At 71.2% G+C, this 15,266-nt stretch carries 16 protein-coding genes; 3 read left to right on the top strand and 13 right to left on the bottom strand.

Features of this window, described 5'->3' with window-relative positions; all coding sequences use genetic code 11:
- Positions 1 to 11: 11 nt before the first annotated feature.
- Positions 12 to 302, bottom strand: a complete 291-nt coding sequence (locus BEK98_RS18935) for a DUF3039 domain-containing protein (protein WP_094217757.1) — start codon at positions 300 to 302, stop codon at positions 12 to 14.
- Positions 303 to 331: 29 nt separating this feature from the next.
- Positions 332 to 904, bottom strand: coding sequence for a YqgE/AlgH family protein (locus tag BEK98_RS18930; RefSeq protein ID WP_094217756.1), 573 nt, complete (start codon positions 902 to 904; stop codon positions 332 to 334).
- 333 nt (positions 905 to 1,237) lie between these two features.
- Between BEK98_RS18930 and murA the strand changes: the two genes are divergently transcribed.
- The gene (gene murA, locus BEK98_RS18925) at positions 1,238 to 2,578 is read left to right on the top strand and encodes a UDP-N-acetylglucosamine 1-carboxyvinyltransferase (RefSeq protein ID WP_094217755.1); all 1,341 of its coding nucleotides are present in this window, start codon (positions 1,238 to 1,240) and stop codon (positions 2,576 to 2,578) included.
- A 108-nt stretch (positions 2,579 to 2,686) separates the two neighbouring features.
- Here the strand turns inward: murA and BEK98_RS18920 are convergent, their stop codons facing one another.
- From BEK98_RS18920 to BEK98_RS18895, 6 genes are all read right to left on the bottom strand, one after another.
- Positions 2,687 to 2,968, bottom strand: coding sequence for an HU family DNA-binding protein (locus BEK98_RS18920; protein WP_018549700.1), 282 nt, complete (start codon positions 2,966 to 2,968; stop codon positions 2,687 to 2,689).
- Positions 2,969 to 3,262: 294 nt separating this feature from the next.
- Positions 3,263 to 4,675: an NAD-dependent malic enzyme gene (locus BEK98_RS18915; protein ID WP_094217754.1), complete on the bottom strand. Its 1,413-nt coding sequence runs from the start codon at positions 4,673 to 4,675 to the stop codon at positions 3,263 to 3,265.
- A gap of 354 nt (positions 4,676 to 5,029) precedes the next feature.
- Positions 5,030 to 7,384 (bottom strand): HelD family protein, encoded by a 2,355-nt coding sequence (locus tag BEK98_RS18910; RefSeq protein WP_094217753.1) that lies wholly within the window; start codon positions 7,382 to 7,384, stop codon positions 5,030 to 5,032.
- A 60-nt stretch (positions 7,385 to 7,444) separates the two neighbouring features.
- Positions 7,445 to 8,209: an anti-sigma factor family protein gene (locus BEK98_RS18905; protein WP_167444206.1), complete on the bottom strand. Its 765-nt coding sequence runs from the start codon at positions 8,207 to 8,209 to the stop codon at positions 7,445 to 7,447.
- Positions 8,210 to 8,259: 50 nt separating this feature from the next.
- Positions 8,260 to 8,844 carry a sigma-70 family RNA polymerase sigma factor gene (locus BEK98_RS18900; RefSeq protein WP_030167252.1) on the bottom strand — a complete coding sequence of 195 codons (585 nt, stop codon included), beginning with the start codon at positions 8,842 to 8,844 and terminating at the stop codon, positions 8,260 to 8,262.
- 307 nt (positions 8,845 to 9,151) lie between these two features.
- Positions 9,152 to 9,748 (bottom strand): CGNR zinc finger domain-containing protein, encoded by a 597-nt coding sequence (locus tag BEK98_RS18895; protein WP_094217751.1) that lies wholly within the window; start codon positions 9,746 to 9,748, stop codon positions 9,152 to 9,154.
- 323 nt (positions 9,749 to 10,071) lie between these two features.
- On the opposite strand from BEK98_RS18895, the gene BEK98_RS18890 reads away from it, so the two are divergent.
- Positions 10,072 to 10,611 carry a peptidoglycan-binding domain-containing protein gene (locus tag BEK98_RS18890; RefSeq protein WP_094217750.1) on the top strand — a complete coding sequence of 180 codons (540 nt, stop codon included), beginning with the start codon at positions 10,072 to 10,074 and terminating at the stop codon, positions 10,609 to 10,611.
- Here the strand turns inward: BEK98_RS18890 and BEK98_RS18885 are convergent.
- Positions 10,562 to 11,074: a helix-turn-helix domain-containing protein gene (locus tag BEK98_RS18885; protein ID WP_094217749.1), complete on the bottom strand. Its 513-nt coding sequence runs from the start codon at positions 11,072 to 11,074 to the stop codon at positions 10,562 to 10,564. The genes BEK98_RS18890 and BEK98_RS18885 overlap by 50 nt on opposite strands.
- A 315-nt stretch (positions 11,075 to 11,389) precedes the next feature.
- Here BEK98_RS18885 and BEK98_RS18880 point away from each other — a divergent pair, with 315 nt between their 5' ends.
- Positions 11,390 to 11,884 carry an anthrone oxygenase family protein gene (locus tag BEK98_RS18880; protein ID WP_094217748.1) on the top strand — a complete coding sequence of 165 codons (495 nt, stop codon included), beginning with the start codon at positions 11,390 to 11,392 and terminating at the stop codon, positions 11,882 to 11,884.
- A 23-nt stretch (positions 11,885 to 11,907) separates the two neighbouring features.
- Here BEK98_RS18880 and BEK98_RS18875 read toward each other — a convergent pair whose 3' ends face one another.
- The 4 genes from BEK98_RS18875 to BEK98_RS18860 all read right to left on the bottom strand — a co-directional run bounded on the left by BEK98_RS18875 (position 11,908) and on the right by BEK98_RS18860 (position 15,195).
- The gene (locus BEK98_RS18875) at positions 11,908 to 13,101 is read right to left on the bottom strand and encodes a M20 family metallopeptidase (RefSeq protein WP_094217747.1); all 1,194 of its coding nucleotides are present in this window, start codon (positions 13,099 to 13,101) and stop codon (positions 11,908 to 11,910) included.
- Positions 13,098 to 13,445, bottom strand: a complete 348-nt coding sequence (locus BEK98_RS18870) for an ArsR/SmtB family transcription factor (protein ID WP_094217746.1) — start codon at positions 13,443 to 13,445, stop codon at positions 13,098 to 13,100. The genes BEK98_RS18875 and BEK98_RS18870 overlap by 4 nt, the downstream gene beginning before the upstream one ends.
- Positions 13,442 to 13,897: an SRPBCC domain-containing protein gene (locus BEK98_RS18865; RefSeq protein ID WP_094217745.1), complete on the bottom strand. Its 456-nt coding sequence runs from the start codon at positions 13,895 to 13,897 to the stop codon at positions 13,442 to 13,444. The genes BEK98_RS18870 and BEK98_RS18865 overlap by 4 nt, the downstream gene beginning before the upstream one ends.
- Positions 13,898 to 14,043: 146 nt before the next feature.
- Positions 14,044 to 15,195, bottom strand: coding sequence for a uroporphyrinogen-III synthase (locus BEK98_RS18860; RefSeq protein ID WP_094217744.1), 1,152 nt, complete (start codon positions 15,193 to 15,195; stop codon positions 14,044 to 14,046).
- Positions 15,196 to 15,266 lie beyond the last annotated feature (71 nt).

The raw sequence follows: 15,266 nt of genomic DNA, 5'->3' as shown, positions 1-15,266 counted from the left end.
CAGGGGGACCCTTACTTGTTGCCGCCCTTGTCGCCGCCCTTGTCGTCGCCGCCGCTGCCCATGGACTCGTAGATCTCCTTGCACATGGGACACACGGGGTACTTCTTCGGGTCGCGGCCCGGCACCCACACCTTGCCGCACAGCGCCACGACGGGGGTACCGTCGAGGGCGCTCGCCATGATCTTGTCCTTCTGGACGTAGTGGGCGAAGCGCTCGTGGTCGCCGTCGCCGTGGGACACCTGTGGCGTCGGCTCTACGAGGGTCCCCGTACCAGTCCCGCGCTCGGGCTCAAGAGTGCTCATATCAGCAAGGGTACTGAAGCTCACACGCATCAGTTGAGCGACGGGTCGTCCGGATACGTGGCCACCATCGCCAGCTCGTTGCGCTGACGGCGCAGCACTTCGCGCCACAGTCGCTCCGGGGCCGGCGAGGACACGTCGCCCGGCTCCGACTCGACGACGTACCAGGCACCCTCCACCAGCTCGTCCTCCAGCTGGCCGGGGCCCCAGCCGGCGTACCCGGCGAAGATTCTCAGCGAGCCGAGGGCCGAGGCGAGCAGCTCCGGCGGGGCCTCCAGGTCGACCAGGCCGATCGCGCCGTGCACCCGCCGCCAGCCGAGCGGGGCGCGGTCGCCGTTCGCACCGCCCGGGATGACCGCGACGCCGAGCGCCGAGTCCAGCGAGACGGGTCCGCCCTGGAAGACCACACCGGGCTCGCCCGCGAGAGCGGCCCAGCCCTCCAGGATGTCGCCCACGACCACCGGGGTGGGGCGATTGAGGACGACACCCAGGGAGCCCTCCTCGTCGTGGTCGAGAAGGAGCACCACCGCGCGGTCGAAGTTCGGGTCCGCCAGGGCGGGCGTGGCCACGAGCAGCCGCCCTGTGAGCGAGGACACCTCGGTCATGCCAGACATGATCCCGCATCTTCCCCTGGTGTGGGGAGGCAATCGGGGTGTGGGAGTGAACGCAGCTTGAATGGGGTGGTGGGGCCCGGCAGGGCCTCGTTTGAGGGTGGTGGCGGGAGACGGGCGGGCGTATGGGGGCGGCCCCGGCGCACGCCGCCTCGGCGGTGACCCCATGTGCCCGATTGGGAACGGTTCGTGTTGTGACACAGCTATGACGTGGCTGGGTTGTCCCTGGGCTTACGGCAGGGGGGTGATCGGCGATTACCCTGTCTCTCCGGCCCCCGCGCTAAGTGATCGGCCGACCCCTGCCCGACTCATCGGAACGCGAGATACATGACCGTCAACGACGATGTCCTGCTTGTCCACGGCGGAACCCCGCTGGAGGGCGAGATCCGTGTCCGCGGTGCGAAGAACCTCGTACCGAAGGCCATGGTCGCCGCCCTGCTGGGCAGCGCGCCGAGTCGACTGCGCAACGTTCCGGACATCCGTGACGTGCGCGTCGTACGCGGCCTGCTCCAGTTGCACGGGGTGACGGTCCGTCCGGGTGAGGAGCCCGGTGAGCTGGTGCTCGACCCGACCCATGTGGAGAGCGCGAACGTCGCTGACATCGATGCCCACGCGGGTTCCAGCCGTATCCCGATCCTCTTCTGCGGTCCGCTGCTGCACCGTCTCGGCCACGCCTTCATCCCGGGCCTCGGCGGCTGCGACATCGGCGGCCGGCCCATCGACTTCCACTTCGACGTGCTGCGGCAGTTCGGCGCGACCATCGAGAAGCGCGCGGACGGCCAGTACCTGGAGGCGCCGCAGCGGCTGCGCGGTACGAAGATCCGGCTGCCGTACCCGTCCGTCGGCGCGACCGAGCAGGTGCTGCTGACGGCCGTACTGGCCGAGGGCGTCACGGAGTTGTCCAACGCGGCCGTCGAGCCGGAGATCGAGGACCTGATCTGCGTTCTGCAGAAGATGGGCGCGATCATCGCGATGGACACCGACCGGACGATCCGCATCACCGGTGTGGACCAGCTCGGCGGCTACACCCACGCGGCCCTCCCGGACCGCCTGGAAGCCGCGTCCTGGGCCTCCGCGGCGCTGGCGACCAACGGCAACATCTACGTCCGCGGCGCCCAGCAGCGCTCGATGATGACGTTCCTGAACACCTACCGGAAGGTGGGCGGTGCCTTCGAGATCGACGACGAGGGCATCCGCTTCTGGCACCCCGGCGGCCAGCTGAAGTCCATCGCCCTCGAGACGGACGTGCACCCCGGTTTCCAGACCGACTGGCAGCAGCCGCTGGTGGTGGCCCTGACGCAGGCCACGGGCCTGTCGATCATCCACGAGACGGTGTACGAGTCCCGGCTCGGCTTCACCTCCGCGCTCAACCAGATGGGCGCGCACATCCAGCTCTACCGCGAGTGCCTGGGCGGCTCCGACTGCCGCTTCGGCCAGCGCAACTTCCTGCACTCCGCGGTCGTCTCGGGACCGACCAAGCTGCAGGGTGCCGACCTGGTCATCCCCGACCTGCGCGGCGGCTTCTCGTACCTCATCGCGGCCCTCGCGGCCGAGGGCACCTCCCGGGTCCACGGCATCGAACTGATCAACCGCGGCTACGAGAACTTCATGGAGAAGCTGATGGAACTGGGCGCCAAGGTCGAACTGCCCGGCAAGGCGCTCGGCTGACGCCGGTCCTTGAGCACAACCACGATGGGGCGGCACCCGGAAGACCGGGTGCCGCCCCATCAGCGTCTTACAGCCCTACGCCGTCCCGTCGGCACAGAGCAGGCAAGATCACTTACCCTTGGCCGCTTCCTTGAGCTTCGAGCCCGCGGAGACCTTCACGCTGAAGCCGGCCGGGATGTTGATGGGCTCACCGGTCTGCGGGTTGCGCGCGGTACGAGCGGCACGGTGAGTGCGCTCGAAGGTCAGGAAGCCGGGGATGGTGACCTTCTCGTCGCCCTTGGAGACGATGTCGCCGACGACCTCGGCGAACGCGGCCAGCACGGCGTCGGCGTCCTTGCGGGTCACCTCGGCGCGGTCGGCCAGCGCGGCCACCAGCTCACTGCGGTTCATGTTGTTACTCCCGTGTTCTTCTTGCCGTTGAGGCGTGAGGTGAGATCGATGCCGATGCGCTCGCGCCCAGAGACGCATCCTGCCCCTACCTGCGGCGGGAAAGCCAATCCGGCACCCGTAGGAGTCGTGAGAACACCCTAGGGAGTCACACGAAAAGCGCCTGCTCGGCCGTCACCCTAGAGGGCACCCGCCGGTGGGGGGTTCCACGACGCGCCGATGCGGGGGCTGCCGTGTCGATCCTCACAGCCCCTGCACAGTCGGTCTCACAGCATCTGAACCCTACGGTACGGGCGCCTACGACGCAGCGCCCGCCTTGGCCGCCTCGCGCACCGCTCCGGCGACCGCGCCCGCGACCTTGTCGTTGAAGACGCTCGGGATGATGTAGTTCGGGTTCAGCTCGTCCTCGGTCACCACGTCGGCGAGGGCCTTCGCGGCGGCGAGCATCATCTCGGTGTTGACCGTACGGGACTGCGCGTCCAGCAGGCCGCGGAAGACACCCGGAAAGACCAGCACGTTGTTGATCTGGTTCGGGAAGTCGGAGCGGCCGGTGGCCACAACAGCGGCCGTCTGGCGGGCGATTGCGGGCTCGACCTCGGGGTCCGGGTTCGCGAGCGCGAACACGATGGCGCCGTCGGCCATGGCGGCCACGTCGTCGCCGTCCAGCACGTTGGGGGCCGAGACGCCGATGAAGACGTCCGCGCCGCGCACGGCCTCCTTCAGGGTGCCGGTGAGGCCCTCGGGGTTGGTGTTGTCGGCGATCCAGCGCAGCGGGGAGTCGGCCGGGGCGTCCACCAGGTCCCCGCGGCCGGCGTGCACGACGCCCTGGATGTCGGCGACGACGGCGTTCTTGACGCCCGCCGCGATCAGCAGCTTGAGGATGGCCGTACCGGCCGCGCCGGCGCCGGACATGACGACCCGGATGTTCTCAATCGCCTTGCCGGTGACGCGAAGTGCGTTCGTCAGGGCGGCGAGGACGACGATCGCGGTGCCGTGCTGGTCGTCGTGGAAGACGGGGATGTCGAGGGCCTCGCGCAGCCGGGCCTCGATCTCGAAGCAGCGGGGCGCGGAGATGTCCTCGAGGTTGATGCCGGCGAAGCCGGGGGCGATCGCCTTGACGATCTCGACGATGGCGTCGGTGTCCTGGGTGTCCAGGCACAGCGGCCAGGCGTCGATGCCGGCGAACCGCTTGAAGAGGGCCGCCTTGCCCTCCATGACCGGCAGGGCGGCCATGGGGCCGATGTTGCCGAGGCCCAGCACGGCGGAGCCGTCCGTCACGACCGCAACGGAGTTGCGCTTGATGGTGAGGCGGCGGGCGTCCTCGGGGTTCTCGGCGATCGCCATGCAGACGCGGGCCACACCCGGCGTGTAGATCATCGAGAGGTCGTCACGGTTGCGGATCGGGTGCTTCGACGCCATCTCGATCTTGCCGCCGAGGTGCATCAGGAACGTACGGTCCGAGACCTTGCCGAGCGTGACGCCCTCGATGCCGCGCAGCTTCTCGACGACCTCGTCGGCGTGCGTGGTCGAGGTGGCCGCGATGGTGACGTCGATGCGGAGCTTCTCGTGGCCGGAGGCGGTGACGTCGAGGCCCGTGACCGAGCCTCCGGAGGACTCCACAGCGGTGGTGATCTGCGAGACGGCGCTTCCGCTCGCGGGCACCTCCAGCCGGATGGTCATCGAGTAGGAGACGCTGGGCGCCGTTGCCATGGCCGACTTCCTCTGCTTTCACCGTGTCGCGAGTTGTGCCGTCCGATCGTCGCACCTACCCGTGAGTACGTGATAGCCGCCCTGGATTGCGGACGTTTTGTTCACGGCAGGCGCGTGGTTTCGGAAAACCACTTCCACCATACGAGAAGTGATCAGGCAAAGAAAGAGGCCCACGTCACATGGTGACGTGGGCCTCCCACACGTTCATGACACCGACCCGCCATGCTCGCCTCGCGGCAAGGGGTCCCTCTAAGGGACGAAGGTTGGGCCCGGGGGCTTGGATCGGGCCGGTGCCACACCAAGGCTAACAAACGGATCCCGTAAGGCCATTCCCGTCGGCGGACTTCACAGGTTTCAGTCCCGCAGCAGGTCCGGCACCCCCGCCGCGTCCGGCTCGTCCCGCTCGCCCGAGACCACCGTCAGCTGCTGGGTGGCCCTGGTCAGCGCCACGTACAGCACCCGCAGACCGGCCGGGGACTCGTCGGCGATCTCCGCCGGGGACACGACGATCGTCGCGTCGTACTCCAGGCCCTTGGCCTCCAGGCTGCCGAGCGCCACCACCCGGTCGCCGAGCCCGGCCAGCCAGCGCCGGGCCTCCTCGCGCCGGTTCATCGCGACGACCACGCCGACCGTGCCGTCCACCAGGCCGAGCAGCTGCTCGGCCGCCGCGCGCACGGTCTTCTCCAGGGAGTCCCGTACAACCGTGAAGCGTGGCTGCACCCCGGTGGACCGTACGGCGGACGGTGCCACGGAGCCGGGCATGGCGAGGGCGAGGACCCTGGCGGCCAGCTCGGCGATCTCGGCCGGGTTGCGGTAGTTCACGGTGAGCTGGAAGCGGCGCCGGGGGCGGGTGCCGAGGGCCTCGTCGCGCGCCTCGCCCGCCTCGTCCGGGTCGGACCAGGAGGACTGCGCCGGGTCGCCGACGACCGTCCAGGTGGCGTGCCGGCCGCGGCGGCCGACCATCCGCCACTGCATCGGCGTGAGGTCCTGCGCCTCGTCCACGATCACGTGCGCGTACTCGGTGCGCTCCTGCGCGAGGCGCTCGGCCCGCTCGCGCTGGGTCTCCTCGCGCACCGGCATCAGCTCCTCCAGGCCGGTGAGCTGGTCCAGCGGATCGAGGTCGCGCTTCTTCCGCGGCCGGGCCGGGGCGCCGAGGATCGCCTGCAGCTCGTCCAGCATGGAGACGTCGTGGACGGAGTACCCGTCCCGCTTCAGCGAACGGGCGACCCTGCGGACCTCGCCGGGGTTGAGGATCCGGCGGGCCCAGCGGCCGAGCCGCCGCTCGTCCGCCATGGCGGCGAGAACCCCCTTCGGCGTCAGCTCGGGCCACCAGGCGTCGACGAAGGCGATGAAGGGGTCCTCGCCGGTGATGTCCTCGTCGAAGGAGGAGCGCAGCTCGGCGGCCAGCTCCGGGTCGCTGTGCCGGCCGGCCGCGCCGGACTTCGCCCACAGGGCGTCCAGGAGCAGCTTGCGGGCGCGCGGGCGGAGCAGGTTGACCGGCGCGGTGCCGCCCAGGGCGGTGCGGCGGATACGTTCCAGCTCGTCGGCCTCCAGTTCGAGGCGGCGCCCGAAGGCGACGACGCGGAGGCGGGTGGGGGTGGCCTGCGCAGCGGTGTCGGTGTCGGTGTCGGTGTCGTCGTCCAGGGCGAGCTGCCCCGCCGGAGCGGTCTTCCCCAGCTCCAGCGCGCCCCGGGCGGCCTTCCGCAGCACCTTCAGCATCCGGTACGAGCCCTTGGCGCGGGCCACGGACGGGGAGTCGTACAGCGTGGCCTCCACGCCGTCGACGAGGGAGCCGATCGCGCGGATGGCGACCTGGCCCTCCTCGCCGAGCGAGGGCAGCACGCCCTCGGTGTAGGCCACCAGCAGCGGGGTCGGCGAGACGATCAGGATGCCGCCCGCGTAGCGTCTGCGGTCCTGGTAGAGCAGGTACGCCGCGCGGTGCAGGGCGACCGCGGTCTTGCCGGTGCCCGGGCCGCCCTCGACGTAGGTGACCGAGGCGGCGGGGGCGCGGATGACCAGGTCCTGCTCGGCCTGGATGGAGGAGACGATGTCCCGCATGGTGTGACTGCGGGCCTGGCCGAGGGCGGCCATCAGCGCGCCGTCGCCGATGACGGGCAGCTCACGCTCGTCGAGGAACGCCGTCAGCTCCGGGCGCATCAGGTCGTCCTCGACCCCGAGGACCTGGCGGCCCTTGGAGCGGATGACCCGGCGCCGTACGACCCGGCCGGGGTCCTTCGGGGTGGACCGGTAGAAGGGCGCCGCGGCCGGTGCCCGCCAGTCGATGACCAGCGGGGAGTAGTCCTCGTCGAGCACGCCGATCCGGCCGATGTGCAGGGTCTCGGCGATGTCGGCGGTGTTGTCGGGCCGGACCGCGCCCTCGGCGGGCTCGACCGCCGTGTACGCGCCGTCGGGGCCCTTCTTGCCGTCCTTGCCGAGCAGCAGGTCGATCCGGCCGAAGAGGAAGTCCTCGAACTCGTTGTTGAGCCGGTTCAGGTGGATGCCGGCCCGGAAGACCTGGGCGTCCCGCTCGGCGAGCGCGCCGGGTGTACCGACCTGGCCGCGCTTGGCCGCGTCGTTCATGAGGAACTCCGCCTCGTGGATCTTCTCCTCGAGGCGTCGGTACACCCGGTCGAGGTGTTCCTGTTCGACGCTGATCTCCCGGTCCCGGACCGAGTCGACCGCGGTTTCCTGCTGAGCCTGAGCGGCCACCGGGCCCCCTTCTGACGTGCTGGGCAGCCGTCAACCGTACGCGAAGGGGGCCCGCCGAGGCTACGCGTCCACTTGGACGAGCTTCTTCCCGTCGAACGTCACGACCTCGAAGTGGTCGATCTCGTTCGGCTTGAGGGCCGTGCCGCCGCCGATGTAGAGCGGGTTCTTGGCCTCCGGGGACTTCGCGTCCGGAAGGCCGTAGCCCCACTTCGGGACGGACCAGGAGCCCAGCGTCTGGCGGTCGCCGTTCTTGGCGACGGCGACCAGGGAGCACTTGAGCGGACCCTTGACGCCCTTGAGCTCGAGCACCGTCGAGGTGCCCCAGTTCTTCTCTCCCATGGCGACGGTCGCGCTGGCGCCCGTCGCGCTGTCCGTGCCCGAGACCTTGTCGGGCAGCTGGTTGAAGGTCGTCTGGGCGCTGGCCGCCAGCGGTGTGGCGGTCTTCCCCGAGTCGCCTCCGCCGCTCGTCGCCATGACGGCCACCGGGCCGGCGATGATCAGCGCGGCAGCGGCCGCGACCAGGTAGAAGCCCTTGCGCCGCTTCTGCGCACGGCGCTCGGAGACCTCGTCGACCAGCTTCTCGACCAGGCGTGGGCTCGGCTTGGCGGACAGCGACTCGCCGATCGCGGGCGTGCTGCCGGAGCCCGGCAGGTCCGCGAGGGCGGCCAGCATCGGCTCCATCCCGGCCAGCTCGTCCAGCTGCTGGGCGCACCACTCGCAGCCCGCGAGATGGGCCTCGAAAGCGGTTGCCTCGGCGTCGTCGAGGATCCCGAGGGCGTAGGCGCCGACGGTTTCGTGCTCATTCGGGGCCTGTGATCCCTGCATGGACCCAGAAGTACCCGAACCACCCGTTCCGAACCCCCCGTACATGCTCATCACGCCGTCACCCCCCGCTCCTCCAGTGCCAGCTTCATCGACCGCAGGGCGTAGAACACCCGGGAACGGACGGTTCCGCTGGGAATGCCCAGGGTTTCGGCCGCCTCGTTGACGGTACGCCCCTTGAAGTACGTCTCGACGAGGACCTCCCGGTGGGCCGGGGTCAGGTCGTCGAGCGCGTCAGACAGCGTCATCAGCCACAGCGCCTTGTCGATCTCGTCCTCCGCGGGGATGACCTCCAGCGGCGACGGATCGACCTCCTGCGGCCGGGCCTGCCGGCTGCGGTGGCCGTCGATGACGATGCGGCGCGCGACCGTCACCAGCCAGGGGCGTACCGAACCGGTCGCCCGATTGAGCTGACCGGCGTTCTTCCAGGCACGGATGAGCGTTTCCTGTACGACGTCCTCGGCGCGCTGCCGGTCTCCGGCGACCAGCCTGAGGACATACGCAAGCAGAGGTCCGGCGTGCTCGCGGTACAGGGCACGCATCAGCTCCTCATCTGGTTCCGAGGGCTGTGAGGACATGCGATGTCGGGCCCTCGACCCACGTTCATTGGCCACGGCCGCATCCTTGCGCACGCCCACCTCCGGTGTCCGGGGGTTCCCCCAGTCGGTCGCTCGCCCACCCGTACGGACCGGGGCGGCGTGATGTTCAAAGTGAGGTGGCAGTTTTCTTGGGGGTGACGTGACGAGCGGGACATGCGCACACATTCCCACCGCGTGATCTTTACATTTCCGACACATCGTCGAGGGGTGGCCGAGCTGCCCGTGCCGGGCGACGGGCAAACCCGGGGCTACGTGATGTTGCGGAAATCACGTCGGTCGACACAAGGGCGCAATGCGACAGAAGGCTCGTACCGGATATTCGGGCCCCGCGACTCGGGCTCGCGGCTCAGGCCCTCGCGAGGGCCGCCCGCCGCCGGTGCCGGGCCACCCGCTCGCGGTTGCCGCAGACCTCGCTGGAGCACCAGCGCCGCCGGCGCCCCCGGGACGTGTCCAGGTACACGAGGGGGCAGTTGTCCCCCTCGCACTCCCGGACGGCCGCCCGCGCCACCGGATCGGTGAGCAGCTCGACGGCGTCCCACGCGACGACGGCGAGCAGCCCCGCGCACTCGGGCGCCCGCGCCAACTCCCGCACCAGCGTGCCGTCCTCGCCGCGCACCGCACACGGGACCGGGGGCGCGGCCCGGGCGGCGACCTCGTTGAGCCGGACGAGAGCGCGCTCGTACGGCCGCTCGTCCGCCGTCTTCGTCGTGCGCACCAACTGCCCGACGCACCCGCGCAGTTCCCGGAACCCCACGAGCCAGGAGGCGTCGGCGTGGCCCAGCGGGGTGCCGGGCGGCACCAGCCCGGACCCGCTGATCCAGGCGCACAACGGTCCGACGGCGTCCAGCCGTTCGCCCGGGTGGGTGGTCGCGAGGAGATCCAGGCAGATCCGCCCGGCGTCGAACCGCAGCTCGTACGGGACCGTGGCCGTACCCAGTGCCATGTGCCTGTCACCGCCTAGGACAGGGGAACCGTTCCGTCGCTCCTCCTCACAGTGCCTGCCCGAAGACGCCTGCGGAACCCCTCGTACCGCCGGTGGCACACCGCCTTTCGTCGCGCCGTCCCGCCCGGCCCACGACGTTCCCCGCCCGACCCGTCCCCGGCGGGGATGCCGGAGCCCGGCCCCCGGGTCGGCCCCTTCCGGTCCAGGAACCCGGCCGGCCCTCGTCCCGCCGGCCCACGGCCATGACGCTGTCTCCTGCGAACGGACAGCGAGCCGCCCCAGGGGGGAACCACGGGGGACGGCGGTTCAGAAAGGACACGTTCATGAGCATGCGCACCCGGGCCGTCGCGATGGCGACGGCCGCGCTGCTGGGCGCCGGAGCGACCGGCATCGCCCTGGCACCCAGCGCGAGTGCCGCCTCGTACCACGGCATCGACGGCAACGGAGCCGTCGCCGACGACCTGCAGGACGAGGAGGACCTCGGCGTCGACAACTACGCCGAGAGCAACGCCACGGCCCTCTGGCAGACCGTCCTGTACGCGGACGGCGCCCAGTGGCAGGACGAGGACGGCGACCTGCAGCCCTTCAAGAAGAACCAGATCGACGGCACCTTCGGCCCCGAGACCGAGTCGGCCACCCAGTGGTGGCAGGAGCACTACCACATCGCGGAGAACGACGGCGTCGTCACCGACCCGAGCTGGCGGTTCGCCCAGCGCTGGCTCACCGGCCCGGCCTCGGGCGGCACCGTGACGTACGTGGGTGACGCACGGAACGTCACCCTCAAGCGCGTCAGCGGCAAGTACCGGGTGCGGATCAAGGGCGCCGGCCCCTGGAAGCTCGCCTACTACGACCAGCTCGGCTGAACACACCCCGGGGGCGGGCGGTCGTACGGTCGCCCGCCCTGCGGGGCAGCGCCCACAGCAGCCCCGCGACCAGCAGCACGATGACGGCGAACGCGGCCAGCGCGGCCGTCCGCCACCGCCCGTGCGTACTGCCCCCGCTCGGCTCCGGCCCGGCCTCGGCCGGGGCCTCCGGTGGCCCGGCGGGCTCCGACACGCCCTGCGGCCATGCCTGTTCGGCCAGTTCCCACAGCGCCAGCAGCCGCGGCTGGTCCGCTCCGGCCAGCCGGCCGAGCACCTGCGCGGCTCCCCTGGGCGGGAGTTTGGCCCCGCTGAGATACCGCTGCCAGGACGACTTGCTGTACGCGGTGCGCCGGGCCAGTTCGGCCAGGCTGAGTCCGGTACGGCCCTTCAGGACGCGCATCTGCTCGACCAGGTGCCGTGCCTCTCTCGGCAGTGCGTCCGGCAGAGGCTGCCAGCGTGTCATCCTCGTCCCCCCGAGTACTCGCCGCCCCCGTCCCCGGATGCGGCCTCTCCCCGCCACAGTTCGGCGTCAGCCTGACGCCCGGCCGAAAAGATCCGGCAGAGCGCACGCCTGCCGAGCCGGAGCACGCGTGGTCGCATCCGGTGAGCCGAGCGCCCTCCACCGCAGGACTCCGCCGGTGCGGTGGGCCCGTTGCCGTGACCCCGTACCCAGAACGTCGTACGGCCCTTCGGGCGTCGGCGTAGCTGGACGCCCGCGTATGCGGGTGCGCGCTTCGGCCATGTCCAGGGCCGGGGCCGCTCCGGTTGGCTGGAAGGCATGACGAATACGAGGGAAACACGGACCAGCAAGGCCGTCCTGGGCGCGGCGACGATCGCCATGGGCCTGATCGCCGGGGTCTTCTACATCTTCGCCTGCGCGGTGATGCCGGCCCTGGCCCGCAGCGACGACCGCACGTATGTCGAGGTCATGCGCAACATCAACGTTGTGATCCAGAACCCGGTGTTCTTCCTCGGCTTCATGGGGGCGCTGGCACTGACGGCGGTGTCGGCGTGGCAGCTTCGGGGTGCCGCGTGTGCCCGGTGGGTGTGGGCGGCGCTGGCGGCGTACGCCTTGGTCTTCCTCGTCACGATGGCGTTCAACATCCCGCTGAACAACGCCCTTGCGGCGAAGGGAGACCCGTCCACCCTGCGCAAGCACTTCGAAGGACCGTGGGTGGCGTGGAACGTGGTCCGGGCGGTGGGGTCGACGGTGGCACTGGGGTTGCTGACGCGGGCGCTGCTGGTGCACGGGCGCTTCGGCCGGTCTTCGTGATCGGGCAGGCGGGTCCGGGGACGTCAGCCCGCCCGGAGGAGGTCGAGGACGGCCCGCTGGTAGACGGCGTACACCGTGGGAAGCGCGGCGAGGTGGGCGCGCTCGTCGATGCCGTGCAGCCCCTCGTACGGCACCCCGAAGCCGGCCGTGGCCGCGATGCCCTCCCCGGCCAGCAGGTTGCCGATGTTCGACGGCCCCGCCGTCTTCGCCCGCACGGTCAGCCCGGCCCCGGCGGCGGCGCCCAGCAGGGCGGCGGCGGGCTGCTCGTCCTCGGTCAGCCGGAACGGCGGCCATGTCACGACGGGGACGACCTGCGTCGGCCTCGGGGCGGGCAGCTCCGCATCGAGCTTCGCGACGGCCTCGCGGACCAGTGTCTCGGCGTCGTGGGCGTCGAAGGCCGGTACGGTGCGGACGTCGACGTTCAGCTCGCAGCGGTCGGGAGTCACCGAGAAGCCCTGACCGCCGTGGAAGGAAGTCACCGACAGCTTGGGTGGCAGCGGAAAGGCCGAGGCCCCGTTCACGCCCGGCAGTTCGGCCGCGTCGAGCAGGCGTACGAGGTGGGCGGCGCGGGAGATCGCGCCCACGACGGTCCGGCTCGACCCGGAGTGTCCGGAAGGGGCGTGCACGGCGATGGTGGCCCGCCACAGGCCCCGGCCGCCGACCACCACCTCGTCCAGGCCCGGGTAGCCGATCATCACCCCGGCCGGGCGGGCCGCGGCCTCGTCGGCGAGGTAGGCGCGGGCGCCGCCGAAGCCTCCGGTGTGCTCGTCGACGTCCAGGAGCACGGCGAGCCCGCCGTGCAGGGTCTCGGCGCGGGGCGCGAGGTCGGCGGCGATGTGGCAGAACATCGCCGCGGCGAGCTTGGAGTCGGCCGCACCCCGGCCCAGCAGCCAGCCGTCGACGACGTCGCCGCCGGCCGGCGCGAACGACCAGGCGGCCTCGTCGCCGTACGGGGCGGTGTCCACGCACGCGTCCAGCGCCCACCAGAGGCCCGGCCGGCCACCGGGGATCTCCACCAGTAGCCCTACCGGCTCCCCCGCGTCGTCGTACAGACGGCGGTGTGGCAGCGAGCGGGCGCCGAGCCAGTCCTCCAGCACGCCCAGGACGGGCCCGTAGTCGTCGATCCCCGCCCGGCTCGGGCGCCGGATCAGCTCTTGGGCCAGCTCGACCACGGACGCCGTGCGAGCCTCGGCGGCCTGCTGAAGGTTCTCGCTCACGCTTCTCCTGTGGTCCCTTCCGCCAGATCCTTGATCGCGTCCAGGCGGTGCTCCCACTGGGTGGCGAGGGTGTCCATCCAGCGCATCGCCTGTCGCAGCGGTTGCGGGTCGACTTCGTACCGGACCTCGCGCCCCGCCCGGTGCGCGCGCACCAGTCCCGCGCGATCGAGGACGGCCAGGTGTTTGGCCACCCCCTGGCGGGTGACGGGCAGGCCCGCCGCCAGGGACGTCGACGTCGCGCCGCCTTCGCGGGCGAGGACGGCGAGTACTTCCCGGCGGATCGGGTCGGCCAGAGCCACGAGGACGTCCTCGGGCGCCCGTTCGCCGTCGGCGGTGCCGGTCATGCCTTGATCTGCTCGCAGTCCGCGCGCAGCAGTTCGAGCTTGCCGGGCCAGTTGCGACTGTTGGCGCCATGACGGTCGGTGGCCTCATCAGCCGGCAGCCCCAGCCGCGCGAAGCCGCTCTCGACCAGGGTGAGTCGGGTGCCTCCGGTGCCGTCTTCGGTGAGCGTGAACTCGACCAGCGTGGCGTTGCCGTCGGCCGGCTCTTCTCCGGCAGCACCTTGCGACCACCGCCAGGAGAAGAGACGTGGCGGCTCGACGGTCTCGACACGGGCCGGAATGACGCCATGGACACCGTGGTCGAAGACGAGCAGCCCCCCAGGGCGCAGGTCGATCTCGACCGGCTCCCCGGTGCCGAACCAGCGGCCGAGGAAAGCCGGTTCCGTCAGCACGGACCAGACCCGCTCCACAGGGGCGTTGATCGCGATGGTGCGTTCGATCGAGTCGGGAATCACTGCAACCTCATCTCGTCCGGATGCGCTACCTCTAGGTTGCACATGAGGACGCCCTTTATGCAACCAGTAGGTTGCGCCTTGAGGTCGAGTCTCCCGCGTGACCCATCAAGAGCCGCACCTGGATCGAGGGCGGGGTCGAACGCCTCTTACACGTCCGCGTACTTCGCGTCCGCCGCCGGGTCCAGCGCCAGCCGGTACCCCCGCTTCACCACCGTCTGGATCAGCTTCGGCGCCCCGAGTGCCGTACGCAGCCGGGCCATCGCCGTCTCCACCGCGTGCTCGTCACGGCCGGCGCCTGGCAGCGCGCGCAGCAGCTCGGCCCGGGCCACCACCCAGCCCGGGCGCCGCGACAGCGCCCGCAGCAGGGACATGCCCGCCGGTGGCACCGGCTTCAGGTCGCCGTCCACCAGCACCGCGTGGCCCCGGATCTCCACCCGGTGCCCGGCGATCGGCAGGGACCGTGCCCGCCCGGGAAGTTCCTGGCACAGCAGCTGTACGAGCGGTCCGAGCCGGAACCGCTCCGGCTGTACGGTGTCCACGCCCGCCGCCTGGAGCGGCAGCGCGGTGACGGGGCCCACGCAGGCGGGCAGTACGTCATGGCCCAGCGCGACCAGGACCTCGCCGAGCAGCCCCCGCGCCTCGGCCCGCGACAGAAGGGACGCGGCGGCCGGCGCACTGGTGAAGGTGAGCGCGTCCACCCCGCGCGAGACGACGGCGTCCAGCAGCCGGTCGACGGGGCCTATGTCCTCCGGCGGCATCCAGCGGTACACCGGCACCGGAAGAACCTCCGCGCCCCCGACCCGCAGCGCCTCGACGAACCCGGGCAGCGGCTCCCCGTGCAGCTGTACGGCGATCCGGCGCCCGTCGACGCCCTCCTCCAGCAGCCGGTCGAGCACCTCGGCCATGGACTCGCTGGACGGCGACCACTCCTCGGTGAGCCCGGCGGCCCGGATGGCCCCCTTCACCTTGGGCCCGCGGGCCAGCAGCTCCACGCCCCGCAACCGGTCGAGCAGCTGCTCCCCGAGCCCCCACCCGTCGGCGGCCTCGACCCAGCCCCGGAACCCGATCGCGGTGGTGGCCACCACGACGTCCGGCACGTGATCGATGATCTCCTTGGTGGCGGCGAGCAGTTCACCGTCGTCGGCGAGGGGCACGATGCGCAGAGCGGGCGCGTGCAGGACCGTGGCCCCACGCCGCTGCAGCAGCGCGCCCAGCTCGTCGGCACGGCGCGCGGCGGTCACACCTACGGTGAACCCGGCGAGGGGTCCCTGTTCGGGTTGCTGCTTGTGGTCGTACATGGCTCTCCTACCTGGCCCGCATGCCGAACGAGCCTGTCAACGGCTCGTGACAGGCTCGGTTCGGCTTGATG

Origin of the sequence: Streptomyces diastatochromogenes (genome assembly GCF_002242805.1) — a bacterium.
In the GTDB taxonomy this organism is placed as follows: domain Bacteria; phylum Actinomycetota; class Actinomycetes; order Streptomycetales; family Streptomycetaceae; genus Streptomyces; species Streptomyces diastatochromogenes.
The sequence above is the reverse complement of the archived record's forward strand: the minus strand, read 5'-3'. Positions and strand labels throughout refer to the sequence as shown.